Source organism: Clostridium sp. (assembly GCF_017888565.1).
Classification (GTDB): Bacteria; Bacillota; Clostridia; order Clostridiales; family Clostridiaceae; genus Clostridium.
On the sequence record NZ_JAGHFX010000074.1, the window covers coordinates 42,261 to 62,967 of the forward strand.

Here is a 20,707-nt window from a genome sequence, read left to right on the forward strand (position 1 = left end):
AATTTTAAATTTAAAATTTTCTTAACTAATATAAAGATTTAGTTAAGGAAATTTTTATAATAAAATATTAAGAATGTTATGGTTAAGAAATTCGATATATTAGCTAATAATTTCCTATAGATTAGCTTTTGGTAAGATATTACAATATAAGTAAAAGTTTACATAAGGTGCTGAGCGAGAATATTTAATATTAGAGATGATAAATCTACTGGGAAGATTACAGCTATATCAGATAAAGGGGGGATAAGTAATTATATTAAATTATTAAATTATTAAATCTTAGGGGGAAGAGAATTTATGAAAAAGAATAATAGACTAATAGCATATATTACAGTTTTTTGTATTGTAATTAACTTTTGCATAAATATATCTATGGTTAGGGTATTTGCTAGAACTACAGAGAAAACTACTACAATAATAGATGTTACTGACTTTGGGGCAGACCCAAGTGGTAAAACTGATAGTACTATTGCAATTCAGAAAGCTTTAGAAGCCGCAAAGGAAGTTAAGGGACATGTTACTTTAAGTTTTCCAAGCGGAGAATATGGTTTTTATAAGGATTATGCATCTAAGCGTCAATACCATACTTCCAATACTAGTAGTTTAGATAATCCTACAAAATGGATTGGTATGCTAATTGAGGATCAAAAAGATCTTACAATTGAAGGGAATGGATCTCTTTTTAATATGCATGGTGATATTATGGCAATTGCTGTTGTTCGTTCAGAAAATGTTGTTTTACAAAACTTTGTATTAGATTATGAAGTTCCTGATACAATGGATGTTACATTTGTTGGCCAAGGTGAAGAAGATGGAAAACCTTACACTGATATTTATGTTCCAGCAAATTATAATTATGAAATTTCAGAAGATAAACAGCATATAACATGGTTAAGTGAAAATAGTCCATATACAGGGAAACCTTATTGGTCAGATAAAGATACTCTTGGTGGGTACCTAGTTATATATAAAGGGTATGATGAAACTGTAAGAAGACATCAAACTAAAGTAGTGTATGAGGGGAAAGAATATATTGATGCAGATCCTTTTGTAGGATTAGAAAGCATTGTTGAACAAGGAGAAAATATTCTAAGATTTAAATATAAAGATAGAAGACCTACTGATCAAGAGGTAGGAAATGTAGCTTTACTTAGTAACTCAGCTAGAAGAAGAACAGCTGGAGCATTTATTTGGGAAAGTAAAGATACATTAGTTAAAGACATAGATGTTCATTATTTAAGTGGATTTGGTTGGTTAACTCAAATGAGTGAAAATACTGAATTTAATGGAATAGACTTCTTACCTAGAGAAGGAACAGGAAAATATACTACAAGTAATGCAGACCAACTTCATGTAGCTGGTGCTAGTGGATATTTTAATGTAATAGATTGTAATTTCTCTATGGCACATGATGATCCTATAAATGTACATGGGACATATCTTCGTGTTGAAGAGGTGATAGATAATAAGACTATAAAATTAAAATATATACATTCACAACAAGGTGGATTCCCTGCATACTTCCCTGGGGATGAAGTAATGTTTTATAGTAGACTAAATTTAGAAGTTCCAACTGGTGCAAATGAAGGGGCTACCTTTACTGTAAAAAGTGTGATTAATCCAGGTGAAGATTATAATGGAGAAAAGCTAAGCATGAGGGAGTCTGTTGTAACTTTTGATGAGCCTTTTGATGAAGATGTATTAAATTCACTAAAAGTAAAAATAAAAAGAGGAACAAATCCTGATGCAAATGTAGATGAAGAACCACTATATGTTGCTGAAAATGTAACTTATGCTCCAGATGTTCATATAAAAGGAAATGTTATGCGTTCTATACCAACAAGAGGTATATTATGTACAACTAGAAATGAAGTTATAATTGAAGATAATGTTTTTGAAAGTCTTGCTATGGCTAGCATATATCTTTCAAACGATGCTGATTATTGGTATGAATCTGGCCCTATTAGAAATATGACAATTAGAAATAACACATTTAACGTAAGACCAACTGGTCAAACTGAATGGGGAACAGTAAGCCCTATATTCGTTGATCCAGTTATAGTAAATCAGGCTGTTGCAGCTCCAGGATATACTCTGCCAGCGGTAAAAGGAGATCCTGTACATCAAAATATCACAATCGATGGAAATACCTTTAATATGGCTGCATTTAATTTAATAACAGCAAAAGGTGTTAAGGGGATGAATTTCACTAATAATAAAGTAGTTCGTGATAGTGTAAGTATGGGGTTAGAATTATCTGCTTACAATAATAATTTAGCTGTTGGAGAATCAACAAAGGTACAGGCTGTAGCAGATGAAACAATTCTAGATATAGATGCATTTATATTTGAAAATTGTAAAGATATTAATATAGAAAATAATACTTATGATTTTGGTATAAATATGAATGTTAAACTTAAAGGAACAGATAGCAGTGAACTTAATATCAAAGGTGATGAGCTTTCTGTAAATGGCACACCTAATATTACAACTGTAGATGAAAAAGTTCAATTAGCATCATTAAATCCAGAAATAGTTAAAATAGATGAAGATGGTAATGCAGTAGCATTAAAAGAAGGGATTGCAGAAATTATTGCTTATTATAATTGGAAAGGTTCGTTAGTAAAATCAGAGCCAATAGAAATAAATGTAGTAGGTGGATCAAAGATTGACTCCATTACAATTAGTGGTGATGAACTTATAAATAGTAGAGGTGCAAGTATTAAGTTAACTACAGATTATAAAGGAGAAGAAAAAGTAAAATGGTTAGTAGAAGATGCTATAACTGGTCTTAATACTAATGGAGCTTCAATAGATGATGATGGAAATATAACTGGATATAAAGATGGTCTATATAAAGTTAAAGCTTCAGTAGCAGGAGCAAATGATACTAAGATTATTGTAGTATCACTTCCAGATAGTTTTGGTATAAAGGGTGAAAACAATGCAGCTCTTAAAGATGGATTTAATATAGAGAATGAAAATTCATCAAAGTGGGATGGTAATGGAGAAGAAGATCAAGTTGTAATCACTGGAGAAATGGGAGACCTTTATGGTGGTAACAATAGTGCTAAAAATATTATAACTTATGATATCCCAGAGAATATTTCAAAGGATGATATAAGAGTACAAGTCACAATAGATGGATTACCTAAAAATGGGGACAACTATAATTCTGCAGGACTATTGCTATATAAAGATAAGGACAACTATGTTAGGTTAGGAACAAAAGGTCATCAAAGTAATATTGCATTAGATAATGAAATTGCTGCAAAGGATGTAGAATCAACATTTGGTCAAAAATTAACTAGTAGAAAGGCTACTTTTGAAATTGAAAAATTAAATGGAATAATCAAAGTGCGCTATAAGGATGTTGATGGCAATAGTAAATGGTCACAGCAACATACGGTTGGAGAAAATGTTGGGCTTGGGGATGATTATAAAATTGCTTTTGCAGCATGGACTAAAGAGGTAGTTCCAATGGTAGCAACATTTTCAAATTTAAAGGTTGGAGTAGCTTCAGAAGTGACTACAGAAGACTTAGAAGTTGAAAATGGGGTTGCTATATTTGAAGGAATGCTTAATAATGCACCAACTATAAAAAATGAAACTATTACTGAAAGTCCAGTTATTGGAGATACAGTAGATGTAACTTATGACTATGTTGATGCTGAAAAACATGATAAGAAGTCATCTTTATATGCATGGACATATATAAAGAATGGTAACACTGTTACTGAATATACATCTACTCCTAGTTTTAAGTCAAAGGCAACAGGTACTTTAGAGTGTAAAATTTATGTTACAGATAAATATGGAAAGCCAAATAAGGAAGTTGTTACTTTAGTAACTGAAGTTAATACAAATTCAGAAGAAAGCTATTTATTAAAATCTTTAAGTATTAATGGAAATGAAATAAAAGAATTTAATAAAGATAATTATGAATATAGCTATGATATTCCACAAGAAATAAATAAGTTTAATTTGTCTTATGGTCTTGTTAATGAAGCTTTAGGAACAGTTAAGGTTGTAGATTCAGAGGATAGACCTTTAGTTGAAAATAATGGAGCCTATACATTACCAGAAGATAAAACAGTTAAGATATTAAGATTAGATGGAGATGTAGTAAAAGAAACTTATTCAATTAATTTTGTATCATATTTAAGTAATAAAGCAGGTATTTCAAACCCTTCTATAGCTGATAAAAAAGCTGAAGTAATTAAAGAAAATGTAGATAGTTATTTTGTTTCTTTATCAGATGATAGGAATATAGAGAAATTAAGCTTTGATATAGATAATGGTGTTAAGGATGTTAAGGTATATCGTTCATTCTATATGAATCCAATAGGTGGAACATTAGAAGGAAATAAATATACTACAGAAAATATTGATTTATATAGTGGATTAAACATCTTCAATATTGATGTTACAGCTGAGGATGGTTTTGTTAAAAGACATAGGGTTCATGTATTCCGTTCAGGATATAATGATTCTTATTTAACAGGTATTAATATAAATGATAAGTTAATAGGAGGATTTGATAAAGATAAGACAGAATATAGGATAGGTATTGGTTCTAAGGAGGCTAAGGATTTATCAATAGATGCATCAGCAGTTACTGATAAAGATGCAAACACAAGCATTACAGTTAATGGAGTAAGAACAGAGGGTGGTAGTAGAGTAGCAGATAACCTTAAATCAGGATTAAATACTGTTGTAATTTCAGTAAAGGCAGAAGATTTAGTTACAACTACTAATTATACTTTAAATATTATTGTTGAATCAGAAGAAAATGCTGATTTACTAGATATTACTTCAGAAGATATAGTATTTTCACCTAAGTTTAATCCAGAAAATTTAAATTATACTGCTAAGACAAATAAAGAAGAGTTTACACTTACAGCAACAGCACAACATAGTGATGCAAAGGTGGAGATTATAGCAGGTAAAGAAAGGTTTGAAGGTGTATCTTCAGCAACTGGAACAATTAAGTTGTATGAAGGGTTAAATAATGTACTAGTTAAGGTAACGTCACCTAATAAGACAGTTAAGACATATACTATAGCCATAGATGCAAATGGATATCATTATTTATCAGACTTAAAAGCAGATTTTGTTGAAGTTGGCTATGGAAATTTAGAACTTGATAAAAGTAGTAGCGGTGGAGTAATTAGATTACCAGATGAAAATGGGAATGCCATATCTTATGAAAAGGGGTTAGGAGCTCATGCAACATCAAAGTTAATTTATAATATTGAAGGTAAAGGTTATACAAGATTTAAGAGTTTTGTAGGAATAGATTATTTTCAATATGAGAATGAAGCAGCTCCAAGTTCAGTAATATTTAAGGTTTACTTTGATGAAAGTACTGAACCAGTCTGGGTAAGTGAAGAGATGTTAAGAAATTCATCAGCAGTAGAAATCGACCTTGATATAACTAATGTAAATAAAATTACTTTAGTTGCAGATGCAGGTGCTCAGAACTGGAATGATCATGCTAACTGGGCAGATGCTAAATTTGTAAAGGCCATGGATAAATTACCAGTAGATGTTGATAAGACATTATTAGAAAAAGTTATAGAGTATGCTGAGGATGTAAAATCAAAAGGCGCTCTTGAAGGTGTTGTTCCAGAAGTAGTTAAAGAATTTGAAGAAGCATTAGAAAATGCTAAAGCTGTTTTAGCAGATGGAAGTGCTACAGAAGTTCAAGTAGACGAAGCTTCAAAGAGATTGGTTAATGTAATTCATATGCTAGAATTCAAGAAAGGTGATAAAGAACAACTTGAAAAATTAGTTACAATAATAAATTCTTTAGATGAAAGTAAATATATACCATCAACTTGGGCTAATCTTCAGGCTGAACTTAAAAAAGCTAATAAAGTGATAGCAGATGAAAATGCAATGGAAGCAGAAGTAAAAGATGCTTACAATAAATTAATCAAAGCTTATTTAGACTTAAGATTAGCACCAGACAAATCAAAGCTTGAAGAATTAATAAACAAAGCTGAAGCAATAGACACATCTAAGTACACTAAGAAAAGTGTTAATGCACTTAATAAACAATTAAAAGATGCTAAGAAAGTTTTAGATAATAAAGAAGCTACTCAGCAAGAAGTAGATGAAGCATCAAAAGGTTTAGAATTAGCTTTAGGTAATTTAGAATTAGCAGAAGAAAATAACAACAACGGAAACAATAATAATAATAATAATAATAATAATAATAATAATAATAATGGAAGCACTGGCAATGGCGCTACTGATAACGGTGATGCTGGAAGTGATGGTAATGGAAAAGGGAATAATTCAAATAACTTACCAAGTACAGGAGGAACTTCACCAGTAGCAATAGGTTTATTTGGAACAATAATTTTAATTGTCGGGGTAGTATTATCAAAAAGGAAAAGATAATGAAGGAATGAAATAATTAAAGGATTGAGGTAAAAATCCTTTAAGATTTAGAAGTTTAAAAAAGAGTAGATGAATTTGAGAAAAATTTATCTACTCTTTTAAATTATAAAGGTTATATACATTAAATTTAATAATTTTAGATGAGCTAAAAAATCATTTAGATATTGATTCAAGAGAAGAATTTTCAAAGAATTTTAATGGTACACTTTTATTTGCATGTCATGATAGATATTTCAGAAATAATATAGCAAGCAGGGTAGTCGAATTATCGAATTGATTTCTTGTTTCTTATGATGGGAATTATGAATATTATAAAGAGAAAGTAGCACAGATAAAAGATATAAATACTAAAACAGATATTATAAATACAGGATAAGTAAAATCAAAGAAGAAAAACCTCATGTGCCTATAAAAGAATTGAAAGTAAATGGAAGAAAAGTAAATTAGAAAAGATTATTTACATCATTATATTATGTTTTTTCAAAATTATAAATAAACAGAAAATCTCTAGTATAAAAGATTATTAAGAATTAATAATAATAATAGAGTTTTTTATAGACATATATGTTTCAATTAATAATCTACATAATTATGATATTATAAAATTAAAAGTTAATAGTCCTATCTAAGTAAAGAATAAAATTGAAAGAATATATATTATTTAATTTTTTATATAAGTTGCTGAAGTGGTAACTTTACTTAATACTATAAATTTCAAAGACAATTTAGTTAAGTATAGAATATTTATTACAACTTATATATTTAAGAAAAAGTTCAATGATAGGAAAAAAATAAATCATAGATTTATAAATGTGATATAATATAAAAGAAATAAAAGGAAAAATACACAATGAAAAATTCGGAGGTATAGCTATGAATAAAGGTTTAAGATTAGATTTATCTAAGGTAGAACCATATGCAAGTTTGCAAGAATTAGATCATATGGAAGTAATGGTAAAGGGAGCTCATGAAACTCTTCATAATAAAACAGGAGCAGGAAATGACTTTTTAGGATGGTTAGATTTACCTGTTAACTATGATAAAGAAGAATTCTCAAGAATAAAAAATGCTGCTGAAAGAATTAAAAAGAATTCTGAAGCTTTAATAGTTATAGGGATTGGTGGTTCATACCTAGGACCTAGAGCAGCTATAGAAATGTTAAACAGCAACTTCTATAATGTATTAGGTAATGATAAGAGAAATACACCAAAGGTATTCTTTGTTGGTAACAATATAAGTTCAACATATTTAGCAGATCTTTTAGATGCTATAGAAGGCATGGATATAAGCGTAAATGTTATTTCAAAATCAGGTACTACAACAGAGCCTGCAATAGCATTTAGAGTATTTAAAGATTATATGGAAAAGAAATATGGAATTGATGGAGCTAAGGAAAGGATTTTTGCAACTACTGATAAGAGCAGAGGAGCATTAAAATCATTAGCTGATGAAATGGGATATGAAACATTTGTTATTCCAGATGATGTTGGAGGAAGATTCTCAGTTTTAACTGCAGTTGGTTTATTACCAATAGCTGTTGCTGGAATTAGTATAGATGAAATGATGCAAGGAGCTGCTGATGCAAGAGAAGCATATGCTACTCCAGATCTTAAAAATAATGATTGCTACAAGTATGCAGCAATGAGAAATGCTTTATATAACAAAGGTAAAGATGTAGAAATATTAGTTAACTACGAACCAGGTTTACACTACTTCAATGAATGGTGGAAACAATTATTTGGCGAATCAGAAGGAAAAGACCAAAAAGGAATATTCCCTGCTGCAGTTGATTTCTCAACAGATTTACATTCAATGGGACAATTCATTCAAGAAGGTAAGAGAATAATGTTTGAAACTGTTCTAAATGTAGAAAAAGCTAAGAGAGAAGTTAAAATAGAAAAGGCAGAAGGCGATCTAGATGGATTAAACTTCTTAGCTGGAGAAACTATAGATTTTGTTAATAAGCAAGCATTTAACGGAACTTTATTAGCACATAATGATGGTGGAGTTCCTAACATGGTAGTAAATATTCCAGAGCTTAGCCCATATTACTTTGGATATATGGTTTACTTCTTTGAAAAGGCTTGTGCAATAAGTGGATATATCTTAGGAGTTAATCCATTTGACCAACCAGGAGTTGAAGCTTACAAGAAAAATATGTTTGCTTTACTTGGAAAGCCTGGATATGAAGAATTAAAGGCTGAATTAGAAGCTAAATTAAAATAATGAGAATTATAGTAGATGGAGATGCCTGTCCAGGTATCTCCATTATTCAAAAAATAGCAAAAAAATATGGGTTAGAACTAATAGTATTTTGTGATATCCATCATTACATAACTTTAGATTATGGTGAAGTCAAAGTTGTAGATAGTGGATTTCAAAGTGTAGATATGTATGTCGTAAATATATGTAAGTCAAATGATGTAGTAATTAGTCAAGATTATGGAGTTGCAGCAATTTGTTTAGGGAAAAAAGCTCATATATTAAATCCAAAGGGATATCTATATACAGAAGAAAACATAGATAGAATGCTAGAAGAGAGACATATATCTCAAAAAATTAGAAGAGCTGGTGGAAGGACATCAAATCCTAAAAAAAGAACTTCAGAAGATGATTTAAGATTAGAAAAAAGTTTAATAAAGACAATAGAATGTAATTTTAGGGGATAAACTGTAGAAAAACAAAATACGGTTTGTCCTTATTTTTATTTATTGATGACAAAATTCGTTTTATATTTTCTTATATAAACTGTATAATAATATTAGGGAAAATTGAGAAAAAATAGGGTGTGAAAAATATGAGCGAATTATTAATAACCTTTGATAAGGAAAGTCCATCAGTTATAGATGAAAAAATAAATATAAAAGTGATTTCAGAAGAGGATAACTCAGTTGAATATAAGTTTTTAGAAGGGGCGCCTGGTGAAAGAAATTTAACTTGGAAGCCAATTCAAGATTTTTCAAATAAAAAGGAATGTGAGTGGAGGCCTAGAAAATCTGGAGATTATATGATAATGGTTCAATACAAAGAGAAGGATTCTAAGGAATTAAAAAATACAAAGATAAATTATCAAATAAAAGGTATAGAAGAAAAGGAAATCTTAGAATCTAATAAGAAAAATAATAAGTTAATAAAAGATGTAATAATTGATAAAACGTCATTGATTACAGGGGAAAAAATAAATTTAGAAGTGCTTTCATCAGAAGAAGAGATATTGTTATATAGGTTTTGGATAAAAGGAAAGCAAGGTTGGGAGCCTCTAAAAGATTACAGTACAGAAAATAAGTTAACCTATACTACAACAAAATCAGGTGATGAAGAGTTACTTATTGAATGTAAAAGACCATCTTCTAAAGAAAATGTAGATGATTTTACTACTGTAATATTTAAAGTTAAAGAGCAACCTCTTATAGAAGTTAATACTTTTGAATGTTTAACAGAAAATTTATTAATAAATGAAGAGTTAATATTTAAGGTTGGTGTAAATTGTGATAAAAGTAGGACAATCCTATATAAGTTTTTAAGAGTAGATACTAATGGAAGAATAACATGTATTCAAGATTATTCTACCAAGAATATAGTATCATTTTCTGAAAAACAAAAAGGTGATTTCAAGCTTTTATGTTATGTAAGAGATATTTTTTCTAATAAGCAATATGATGATAGAGCATGTATGATGTATTCTATAAAGCCTTATGACGAAATAAAAATAAGGAATTTTTCATCTGATTTAAATTCTCCTCAAGTAGCTGGAACTAATATAACGTTTAAGTCATCTGTAATAGGTGGAAAGGAAATTTTATATAGATATATAGTTGAAGGTCCAGCAGCAGAGGATACAGGATATATAAGGTCTAGAAGTTTTAACTGGGAAGCTAAATTAGATGGAGAATATAAAATAATCCTTAAGGCTAAAGATATATCTTTTGATGGAGAATATGAAGATATAAAGGAATTAAACTTCAAAATAGATAAAAAAGGTGAAAAGCCAGTAAATATTTTAGATATTTTTTCAAGTAAAACTAGGGGATGCATAAAGGATGAACCAATTAATATAAAAGTTAAAGCGGAGGGTGGAACATCACTTAAATATTCATTTATAGTTTATAAGGATGGGAAAGAAAAAGAGAGAAGTAATTATGGAATAACTAACTGGGTTAATTTTACTCCAGAAGAAAGTGGAGAATATGAAGTTGAAGTTAGAGTTTTAGACAAATATTCATCTAGGGAATATGATGTACATGATTTTGTTTATTTTAAGGTTAAGGACTATCAAGAAGCTGAAATAGATTACGTTTTACTTTCTCAAAAGGAAATTTATTTAGTTGGAGATATGATAGAATTAGAAACTATAGTTCAAAATACTAAGAATATATTATTAAGATATGTAACTAAAATTAATGGACATGAGGTTGAGGATACTGGATTTATTGAAAGTAAAAGGCTTAGAGTTAGACCTAAATGTTCAGGAAAATATACATTTGAGATTTACGCAAAGAATACTTTATGCAATGAAGATTATGATATTAAGAAAGAAGTATCACTTTATGTTCATGAAGCTACCCCTGTTAGTAATACAAAAGTTAAAATTAAAAATAAAAATATAGCTATTAATAATGAAGTAACCTTTGAAGTAACTAGTGAAGGTGGAAAAGAAGTTTGTTATGAATTTTATATTATGGAAAAAGGAAATTGGGTAAGAGTGCAAGCTTATAGTAGAAAAAATTATTATACTTTCGTACCATTTTCTAGCGGAAGTTATAGGATATTAGTTCTTAGCAAAAGTTATTACAAAAAGGTGAATTATGAAGACTATATAAGTTTAGAATTTGAAGTAGAGCCTTAAGGAAATATATTTTTATCCGATAATATTATCAAAAGTGTAATTTCGGAGGGCGAAAGTAGTGGATATTCCTAAGGTAGAAGATTTTATGGGAAGTATGGTTAGTAAGGAAGTATTAAAAAAGGCAATGGGAGATAGGCCTGAATTTGATATAGTATATGAAGCACTATTAAAGAATAATGAAGTAAACTCTTCAAATAATAATAGTGAAGAAAATTCTAATACTTATGTGACTACTGGAGCTGGACAAAGGCTTGAACAAATACCACTTAGAATGAGAAAAGAACCTATACAAACAGGTGAATTAATATTAGATGATACAGTAAAAAGAAGTACAACTATTAACATAAATTCTAATGAATCTAATATAGTAGAAATCAATGAAGATTCTTCAAGTGATGTGGAAAAGATTTATTCTACTGTTGATAAATATTCACAAAAATACGGCGTAGATAGAAACTTGATACTTGCTATAATAAAACAAGAATCTAATTTTAATCCTAATGCAGTATCATCAGCGGGAGCAAAGGGATTAATGCAATTAATGGATTTTAATTCAGAAGCATATGGAGTGACTAATCCATTTGATGTTGATCAAAATATAGAGGCAGGAGTTAAACATATTAAGGATTATTTAAATATGTTTGATGAAGATTTAGAGATGGCACTTATGGCATACAACGGAGGTCCAGGAACAATGGAAAGAAGAGGAGTAAGGTCACCTAGTGATTTATACAAGATGCCAGAAGAAACTCAAAATTATGTTCCCAAGATATTAGAAAATTATAGATATTATAGCAATAAGCAAGATTAGTGAATGGTAAAAATTATGGGGAAAATTAAGGCAAGCTGAATTTTAATGAAAGAATTAAAAAATGAAAGTGGATATAATTTTACAAGAGTTATATCCACTATTTTTTATTCTTTCATTCCTTTTCCTTGTTTATTTTTGCTTTAAGTAATAAAATAGTGGGTAAAGGCTCAACATAATATCAAGAAGGAAGGTGCTTTGATGGAAAGGCTAGATAAGGTTTTATCTAATTTAGGGTATGGAACTAGAAAAGAAATTAAGCAGGCAGTTAGAAAAGGGCTTGTTGAGGTAAATGGTGAAGTTGCAAAGGATAATGGTATGCAAATTGATCCAGAGGTTGATAAGATTTATGTAAATGGAGAAGAAATATTTTATAGAAAATACATATATTTAATGATGAATAAACCAGATGGGGTTATATCTGCAACTCATGATAATAGAGATGAAACTGTTATTGATTTATTGGAAATTGAACATCAAGTATTTGAACCATTTCCTGTAGGAAGATTAGATAAGGATACAGTCGGATTATTATTATTAACTAACGATGGAGAATTAAATCATAGATTAATATCTCCAAAGTGGAAAGTTGATAAAGTTTATTATGCGAAAATAGATAAGAAGGTTACAGAAGAAGATATTAAGAAATTTAAAAGTGGAATTACTTTAGATGATGGGTACACATGCAAAGAAGCTAAACTAGAAATCTTAGAGGCTTCAGATAGTGGATCAGAAGTTAGGATTACTATTCAAGAAGGAAAATTCCATCAAGTAAAGAGAATGTTTGAAGCTGTTGATAAAAAGGTAGTTTATTTAAAAAGAGTTGAATTTGGAACCTTACAACTAGATGAAGACTTAGAAGAGGGCGAATATAGAGAATTAACTGAAGAAGAAGTTAGAATTTTAAAAGGCTTTTAACGAATGTTTGAATAAAATGAAGGGTTATCATTCATAAAGTATAAACTTTACAATAATATTTTCAAAATATCTTGCATTTTATAAAAAGATGGACTATAATATTTTTGCAAGGATAAATAAAAGGAATAAATAGCCCCCTTTTTATTTATTGCTTATTGCTAAAGCGCAACCTGGCCCCAAGGGTTGCGTTTTTTGTTTGTTTAAAAACAAATGTAAATGTTTACTAGATATTTAATTTATAAATTGAATAAAAGAAAACAATTTCAATTATTATATTAATTTGATATACTTTGATTCAATTTTGCTACTATATATAAATCTTAAAAAAACTTTTTAATAAATATTTCATTAAGTGTAGGTAATAATACAATTACTTGCAAGAAAAGATTTATTTATAGAAATAAATGAATAATTTTAAATCAAATAGTAGAAATATTGAAGGATTGACGATTATACTACAAAAGTGTAAAATTATAACAGGTAAAATATTTACACAATAAATTTTAGGGGGAGTCATAATGAACATTATACCATGGTGGCAATATTTGCTTTCAATGACAGCTTATATTGCTATTTTATATTTATTAGTTGAATTAGCTAGAAAGTACCTTAAAACAACTACTGTTATAGGTGTTTTAGCTATATTTACATTTCCATTATGGTTTAAAACTTTTGGAGATAATTGGTTTAGGCTTGGTAAAGTGTTATTAGTTGTCATTCCAACGTGTTTTGTAAACATTTGTAGAATGAGCAACAAGTATAAAGGGAAAGGTATAGAAGTTTTAAAGAAAAACTGGGTGTTTTGGGTATTATATGTTGTTCTTTTCTTAAACATATTGGAAGCTTCTATAAAAGACCTTACTTTAGGAAATTATTTAAACTTTGCTGCTGGAATATTATGCGCAATAACAATACCACTTCCACCAAAATATTGGAAGTTTGGATCTAAGGAAGGCTGGGCAGAGTTGATTTGTGATATTCCACTAATGTGGTGTTTATTTTATACTACATGGAATGCAGGATTTGTTTATGCCGAAAATACTGGATATTTTGCAAGCTCAATATGTATATTAATAGTACCAGAAATTTATTCTTTAATTAGAAAAAGGTCAGATTTATGGTTACATGCTAGAGTTTATACATTAGCAATTCATATTTTTATAAGGGCTACCTTTGGAGATATATTTGCCCCAATAATGGGATCAGATGCTTGGAGAAATGAAAGTATAATGCCTATAATAGGAATGTTCAATTTAGCATTTGGTATAATATATACAATATGGTGGTTTAAGAAATTAAGTAATGAAAAAAATCAAAACCTAAATACTTTAATTTCTTAAAATTTCTATATTCTGTTATTAATTTATGTTTAAATTAATAAAAATTAAGTTGAAATAAGTGTGAAAATAGATATACTAGAATTCTAAAATAGTATATCTATTTTGTTTATATAAATAAAAATAATAAATTTTTAATGTACATCTATTTAATGCCTTTAGTACTTATATGTTTTAAAAATTTGTTAGTTTTATATTTTATTTTTTCTTCAAGTAGACATATATAAGGCTACGTTGATTTGAATCAAAGTGGGGGAAAAGTAAATTTATATATATCTACTTATATATTTTTTAAATTACTATAATCTAATTAATTCTTTTAGGCAACAATATAAAAGATATGTATGTTATAATATGTTAGTAATAGGAAAGGAGTCTGTACGGATGGATTTAAAGTCATTACTTAACAAAGAACAATATGAAGGGGCTACTACTATAGAAGGTCAAGTATTAATATTAGCAGGAGCTGGTTCAGGTAAAACCAGAGTTTTGACTCATAGAATGGCTCATATGATAGACGATTTAGGAATTTTACCATATAAAATATTAGCTATTACTTTCACTAATAAAGCTGCAAAGGAAATGAAGGATAGAGTTAAAGCTTTAATAGGTGAAAGAGCAGAGGATATGTGGATATCTACATTTCACTCAACTTGTGTAAGAATACTTAGAAGAGAAATAGAAAAGCTGGGATATAAGAAGAGCTTTACAATATATGATACTTCAGATCAAAAGACACTTATAAAAGAGTGTATGAAAGCTTTAAATATAAATGATAAAGATATAACTGAACAAGAGATAATGAGTAAAATAGGTAAGGCTAAGGATAATATGCAAAGCCCTGCAAGTTTTATGAGAGAGCATGAAAGTAATTTTAGAGAAAAGAAAATAGCGGATGCTTATGAAATGTATCAAAAGAGATTAAAGGAAAACAATGCCTTAGACTTTGATGATTTAATATTTAAAACTGTAGAGCTATTTAAACAAGATAAAGAAACCTTGGAATTCTATCAAAGAAAATTCCAATACATTATGGTAGATGAGTATCAAGATACTAATAAAGTTCAATATGAATTAATTAGACTTTTAGCAGAAAAATACAAAAATGTATGCGTGGTGGGAGATGATGATCAGTGCATCTACCAATGGAGGGGCGCAGATATAAGAAATATATTAGACTTTGAAAAAGATTATCCAGATGCAAAAGTTATAAAGCTTGAGCAAAATTATCGTTCAAAAGGAAATATATTAGATGCTGCTAATGTTGTAATTGTAAATAATGCAAATAGAAAAAGTAAGGTTTTAAGAACAGAACAAGAATCTGGAAATAAAATAAAAGTTTATAGAGCTTATTCAGATAGTGATGAAGGCGATTTTGTTGCAACTCAAATAAATAAAATAAAAGAAGAAGAAAACAAAAGCTACAAAGATTTTGCAATTCTTTATAGAACTAATGCTCAATCACGTATATTTGAAGAAAGCTTAAGAAGAAAAGCTATTCCTTATAAAATTTTAGGTGGAACAAGATTCTATGATAGAAAAGAAATTAAAGATATGATTTCATACTTAAAAGTATTAGTTAACCCAACTGATAGTATAAGCTTAAGAAGGATTATAAATGTTCCAAAGAGAGGTATTGGAGATGCAACTGTAAATAAAGTAGTTGATTTTGCAGATGATTATGAATTACCTTTATGGGATGCATTAAGCACAGTAAGAAATATTCCAACCCTTACAGCAAGAAATTGTGGCGGAATAGAAATATTCATGGAAATGATGAATAAGTTCATGGAAATGAGCGAAATAATGCCTGTATCAACATTAATAGAAACTATATTAAAGGACACAGGTTATATATCAGAACTTGAAAAATCAAAAGAAATAGAAGACAAGAGTAGAATAGAAAACTTAAAGGAATTAGTTTCAGATGCTGTTGATTTTGAAAGAAGTAGTGAAGATAAAAGTCTTTCAGCTTATTTAGAAAAAGTATCATTAGTTCAAGATACAGATAAGCTAGAGGAAGAAGAAGATACTATAGTTCTAATGACTGTTCATAGTGCTAAGGGATTAGAGTTCCCAGTAGTATTTATGGTTGGTATGGAAAATGGAATCTTCCCAGGTAATGCTTCATTTGAAAGTGATGCTGAAATGGAAGAGTCAAGAAGACTATGTTATGTTGGTATAACTAGAGCAAAAGAGCAATTATTTATGACTTCTGCAGAAGTTAGGAGACAATTTGGTAGAACTGTTGCATATCCACAATCAGATTTCATAGCTGAAATAAAAGGTGATTTAAAGGAATATGTTTCAGGAAACAGCTCAGCACAAGGTGCAAGAGCTACAATGTTCCCAAGAGAAAATAGATTTAGTAATCCGCATAGCTTAAGAGGAAACTCAATGCAAATGCAAAAGCCGAAGTCTCAAAATATACAATCATCAGCATCGAGTGATGATGTAACAGTAGGAAGAAAAGTAAAGCACAGTAAGTTTGGCGTTGGAACAGTAGTATCAATAGCTGATTCAGGAAATGACAAAAAACTTACAATAGCCTTTGATAACCAAGGCATAAAAATATTGATGCTTTCATTAGCAAACTTGGAACTAATGTAAATATTCAATTGACAATGGATAATTATAAATTATCCATTGTCAATTATCAATTATACAATGAGGTGTTTTATTTGGATAAAAAACAGCGAATAGAAGAGCTAGTAAATGAATTAAATAGATATGCATATGAATATTATTCATTAGATAATCCTTCGGTTTCTGATAAGGATTATGACAAAAAATATGATGAACTTAAAAAATTAGAAGAGGAAACAAGTTATGTTCTTCCTTACTCACCTACTTTAAGAGTTGGGGATAGGATATTAGAAGGATTTAATAAATATACTCATAAGGCAAGATTATGGAGTTTAGATAAAGCTCAAAGTCTAGAAGAGTTAAAAGATTGGCATAATAGAAATCTTAAATTTATTAGAGAGATGAATTCAAGAGGAGAAGACTTACCAGATCCTAGATATGTATTAACTAAAAAGTTTGATGGATTAACTGTTAATTTAACTTATGATGAAAATGGAATATTAGCATATGCTGCTACAAGAGGAAATGGAGAAGTAGGAGAAGAGGTTTCAGCTCAAGTTAAAACTATAAAATCAATACCATTAAAGATAAATAACGATGATTTATTTGAAGTTCATGGTGAAGCTATAATGACTACAGAGGCTTTTGAAAACTACAATAAAAATGCAGATGTACCACTTAAAAATTTAAGAAATGGTGCTGCCGGAGCCTTAAGAAATTTAAATCTAAAAGAAACAGCTAAAAGAAACCTATCAGCATTTTTCTATGATGTAGGATATAAAGAAGGCGAAGGGTTTAAGACTTATGAGGAAATGTTAAAGTTCATAAAAGATAAAGGGCTTCCAATGGATGATTATATAAGATATTGCACAACTATTGAAGAAATAGAAAAAGAGATTGATTATATTAAAGATATCAGATTTGATTTGAATTATGATATTGATGGAGTTGTTATTGCAATTGATGATATAAGAACTAGAGAATTAATGGGATATACAGTCAAATTTCCAAAGTGGGCAATAGCATATAAGTTTGAAGCTCAGGAAGCTACAACAAAACTAATTGATGTAGAATGGAATGTTGGTAGAAGTGGAAGAATAGGGCCTACAGCTATATTAGATCCTATAGATTTAGCAGGAGTAACTGTAAAAAGAGCAACTTTAAATAACATAGATGATATAAGAAGAAAAGGTGTAAGAATAGGAGCAGAAGTATTTGTAAGAAGATCCAATGATGTTATTCCAGAAATAATGGGAGTAGTAACTGAATCATTAGAAGGGACAGAAGAAATAAATGTTCCAGAAGTTTGTCCAGCTTGTGGAGCACACCTTTTACAAAATGGAGTTCATTATTTCTGTGAAAATACACTTTCATGTAAACCACAAATGGTTAAAACTATTGTTCACTATGCATCAAGAGATGCTATGAATATTGAAGGATTTTCTGAAAAAACAGCTGAACAGTTATTTGAGAAATTAGACATTAAATCTATAGCAGATTTATATAAGCTAGAAAAGGAAGAGTTGCTTAAGTTAGATAAATTTGGACCAAAGAAGGCACAAAATTTATTAGATGCAGTTGAAAAGAGTAAGGATTGTGAACTATATAGATTTATATATTCATTAGGGATTCCTAATGTTGGAGTTAAAACTGCTAAAGATTTAGTAAATAAATTTAAGTCTTTAGAAGGTTTAAAAAATGCTAGTTTTGATGATTTAGTATCAGTACAAGACGTAGGCGGCATAGTAGCTAAATGCGTATTAGAGTTCTTCAAGGAAGAAAAAGCAGTAAATACAATAAATGAGCTTTTAGAACTTGGAGTTAGTCCTAAGTTTGAAGAAAAACAAATAATCTCAAGTCCTTTTGAAGGAAAGACAGTTGTTGTAACAGGAACATTACAAAATTATTCTAGAGGTGAAATAAAAGCTAAACTAGAGCTGTTAGGTGCGAAGGTTTCAGGAAGTGTAAGTAAAAAAACTGACTTTGTAATAGCTGGAGAAGAAGCCGGATCAAAGTTAGACAAAGCTATTGAACTTGGAGTAAAGGTCTTAAATGAAGAGGAGTTTGAGGAAATAATAAAGGAGTAAAAAGAAATGGATAAATTTAGAGTTAAGGATATTTTTACGATAATATGCACCTTAGCTGCAATATCGACAAGTATAATTATTGTCCTTACATTCTTAACAACATATCATTTCATAAATAATATGCCTATATTTAATTCATATCTTTTGTTGCAGATTGGTATATTTGTAACTATGATATTATGGGCAATAAGATTTTTTCTTTATAGAAAAGGAAGAGAAAGGTATATATATACATCAATAGGTATAATAATTTCAATTATAAGTTTATTTTTTGTAACTAATGCAGTAAAATAAAGTTTGTTAGATAAAATAATTAGGAGAAGGAGTAGCATTATAGGTTGCTACTCCTTCTTTTTTCATAATAATAATAATTATTATTGAGGGATATATTTTTCAAATTTTTCAATTACTTCATCATAGATTTTATCTAACATTTTAAAATCTATTGCATTTATATAATAAGCTTCTAAGTCATCATGAAGTCTATGTGCTTCAGAAATAAAGTATAAAGCCTTATTAGTTAATTCATAAAAGACTTTTTTATCATAATCTACATCTTCTTTATTACTTGAAAGTACAGATTTATCACAATAATCCTCAATATTATATACCTTTCCATTGAAAGAGGTTTGACTAATTTCATTTTCTGTTAATACACATGTAGAAATCTCAGGTATAATAATATGCTCTAGTCTTTCAGGAATAAAAGGATCATGCAGGTATTCCACGAAGTAGCCTTTTTTTTGAGCAAGTTTACCTATTTCTGTTAAAATAGTAGTTTTGCTAAATCCAGGTCCGCCTTTTAATACAAACTTATGCTTTAGATCAGATGTAAGTTCGTTAGCAAAGGTGATTATTCCACTAGGTGTAAAAGCTGTTGCAAATAAATGTCTTGCATCACCAAAGCCAGCTTTTTGCTTAATAAATATTTCTTCTTTCAAGCTCTCAGTTATAGTCACTATTTTACTATAATCTAAAGCTTTGGAGTTTAATTTACTCCAATCATCATGAATAGATTTTGCTGAAAATAGAAATCTATAAGCTCTTTGAAAGTTGTTGCTAATATTCTTACGAACATCAATAATTTCTCTCTTTTGTAAAGAAAGAACATCAGTGTTAAGGGCAATCCCCATATTAAGAATTTCATCAACAGCACCTGGATGAATTGGATCAACCATATGAGGAGAAGTTCCATCAAGGATAGCTAATCCGAGTTCTTTTATAACAATAGCATCTAGAGAGTTACTGTCAGAAGAGCAGTGATGATATTCTATTGTATATCCTTTATCCTTAAAATGAGTACTCACTTTTTTCATTAAGGAAGATTTTCCTGTACCAGGACCACCTTTCATACAGATAATCCTATTTGCATCTTCCTGTGTGAGAATATACTTATAAAAAGAATAAAATCCTTTGTGAGTGTTTCCCCCAGGAAAGAGATGTCTTTCTTTTGAATGTGTCAACTATATCACTCCTAAAAATTGTTTTTCATTTAAGCTTTAATAACAATATATGTATTTAAAGGAAAAGTGAAACATCATAATTAAGTTTTATTTGAGTTGCAATAAAGAGTAGAGATAAGTAAACCATAATTAATTGATAATATTATTCTAGTATTAACTATGCTAACTATACATATTGTGTATAATAATTAGCTGACAACTTTTAATTATGCATAAAGTTTTGGTGAATAAAAAGACAAAAAATATTATTAAAT

Annotated in this window: 11 protein-coding genes; 10 read left to right on the forward strand and 1 reads right to left on the reverse strand. The window is 29.1% G+C overall.

From position 1 onward, the window contains the following. Positions 1-297 precede the first annotated feature (297 nt). The 10 genes from J7M87_RS14400 to J7M87_RS14445 all read left to right on the forward strand — a co-directional run bounded on the left by J7M87_RS14400 (position 298) and on the right by J7M87_RS14445 (position 19,284). Complete coding sequence (locus J7M87_RS14400; protein ID WP_291651866.1) at positions 298-6,408, forward strand: NPCBM/NEW2 domain-containing protein; 6,111 nt, start codon at positions 298-300, stop codon at positions 6,406-6,408. Between the two features lie 873 nt (positions 6,409-7,281). Next, positions 7,282-8,634: a glucose-6-phosphate isomerase gene (locus J7M87_RS14405; protein ID WP_291651867.1), complete on the forward strand. Its 1,353-nt coding sequence runs from the start codon at positions 7,282-7,284 to the stop codon at positions 8,632-8,634. Further along, the gene (locus J7M87_RS14410; protein WP_097033001.1) at positions 8,634-9,077 is read left to right on the forward strand and encodes a YaiI/YqxD family protein; all 444 of its coding nucleotides are present in this window, start codon (positions 8,634-8,636) and stop codon (positions 9,075-9,077) included. Before J7M87_RS14405 ends, J7M87_RS14410 begins: the two co-directional genes overlap by 1 nt. 128 nt (positions 9,078-9,205) lie before the next feature. Then, complete coding sequence (locus tag J7M87_RS14415; RefSeq protein ID WP_291651870.1) at positions 9,206-11,254, forward strand: triple tyrosine motif-containing protein; 2,049 nt, start codon at positions 9,206-9,208, stop codon at positions 11,252-11,254. A 58-nt stretch (positions 11,255-11,312) separates the two neighbouring features. Then, positions 11,313-12,065, forward strand: a complete 753-nt coding sequence (locus J7M87_RS14420; protein ID WP_291651872.1) for a lytic transglycosylase domain-containing protein — start codon at positions 11,313-11,315, stop codon at positions 12,063-12,065. Between the two features lie 198 nt (positions 12,066-12,263). Beyond that, positions 12,264-12,980 carry a pseudouridine synthase gene (locus J7M87_RS14425; protein ID WP_291651874.1) on the forward strand — a complete coding sequence of 239 codons (717 nt, stop codon included), beginning with the start codon at positions 12,264-12,266 and terminating at the stop codon, positions 12,978-12,980. 518 nt (positions 12,981-13,498) lie between these two features. Continuing rightward, the gene (locus tag J7M87_RS14430; protein ID WP_291651876.1) at positions 13,499-14,320 is read left to right on the forward strand and encodes a DUF5692 family protein; all 822 of its coding nucleotides are present in this window, start codon (positions 13,499-13,501) and stop codon (positions 14,318-14,320) included. Positions 14,321-14,701: 381 nt separating this feature from the next. Continuing rightward, positions 14,702-16,927 (forward strand): DNA helicase PcrA, encoded by a 2,226-nt coding sequence (gene pcrA / locus J7M87_RS14435; protein ID WP_291651878.1) that lies wholly within the window; start codon positions 14,702-14,704, stop codon positions 16,925-16,927. A 14-nt stretch (positions 16,928-16,941) separates the two neighbouring features. After that, positions 16,942-18,990, forward strand: a complete 2,049-nt coding sequence (ligA, locus tag J7M87_RS14440; protein WP_291651901.1) for an NAD-dependent DNA ligase LigA — start codon at positions 16,942-16,944, stop codon at positions 18,988-18,990. 6 nt (positions 18,991-18,996) lie between these two features. Next, the gene (locus J7M87_RS14445) at positions 18,997-19,284 is read left to right on the forward strand and encodes a hypothetical protein (protein ID WP_291651880.1); all 288 of its coding nucleotides are present in this window, start codon (positions 18,997-18,999) and stop codon (positions 19,282-19,284) included. Positions 19,285-19,364: 80 nt separating this feature from the next. On the opposite strand, the gene J7M87_RS14450 is transcribed toward J7M87_RS14445, so the two are convergent. Next, on the reverse strand, positions 19,365-20,342 hold the full coding sequence (locus J7M87_RS14450) for an ATPase (protein ID WP_365845738.1): 978 nt from the start codon (positions 20,340-20,342) through the stop codon (positions 19,365-19,367). Positions 20,343-20,707 lie beyond the last annotated feature (365 nt).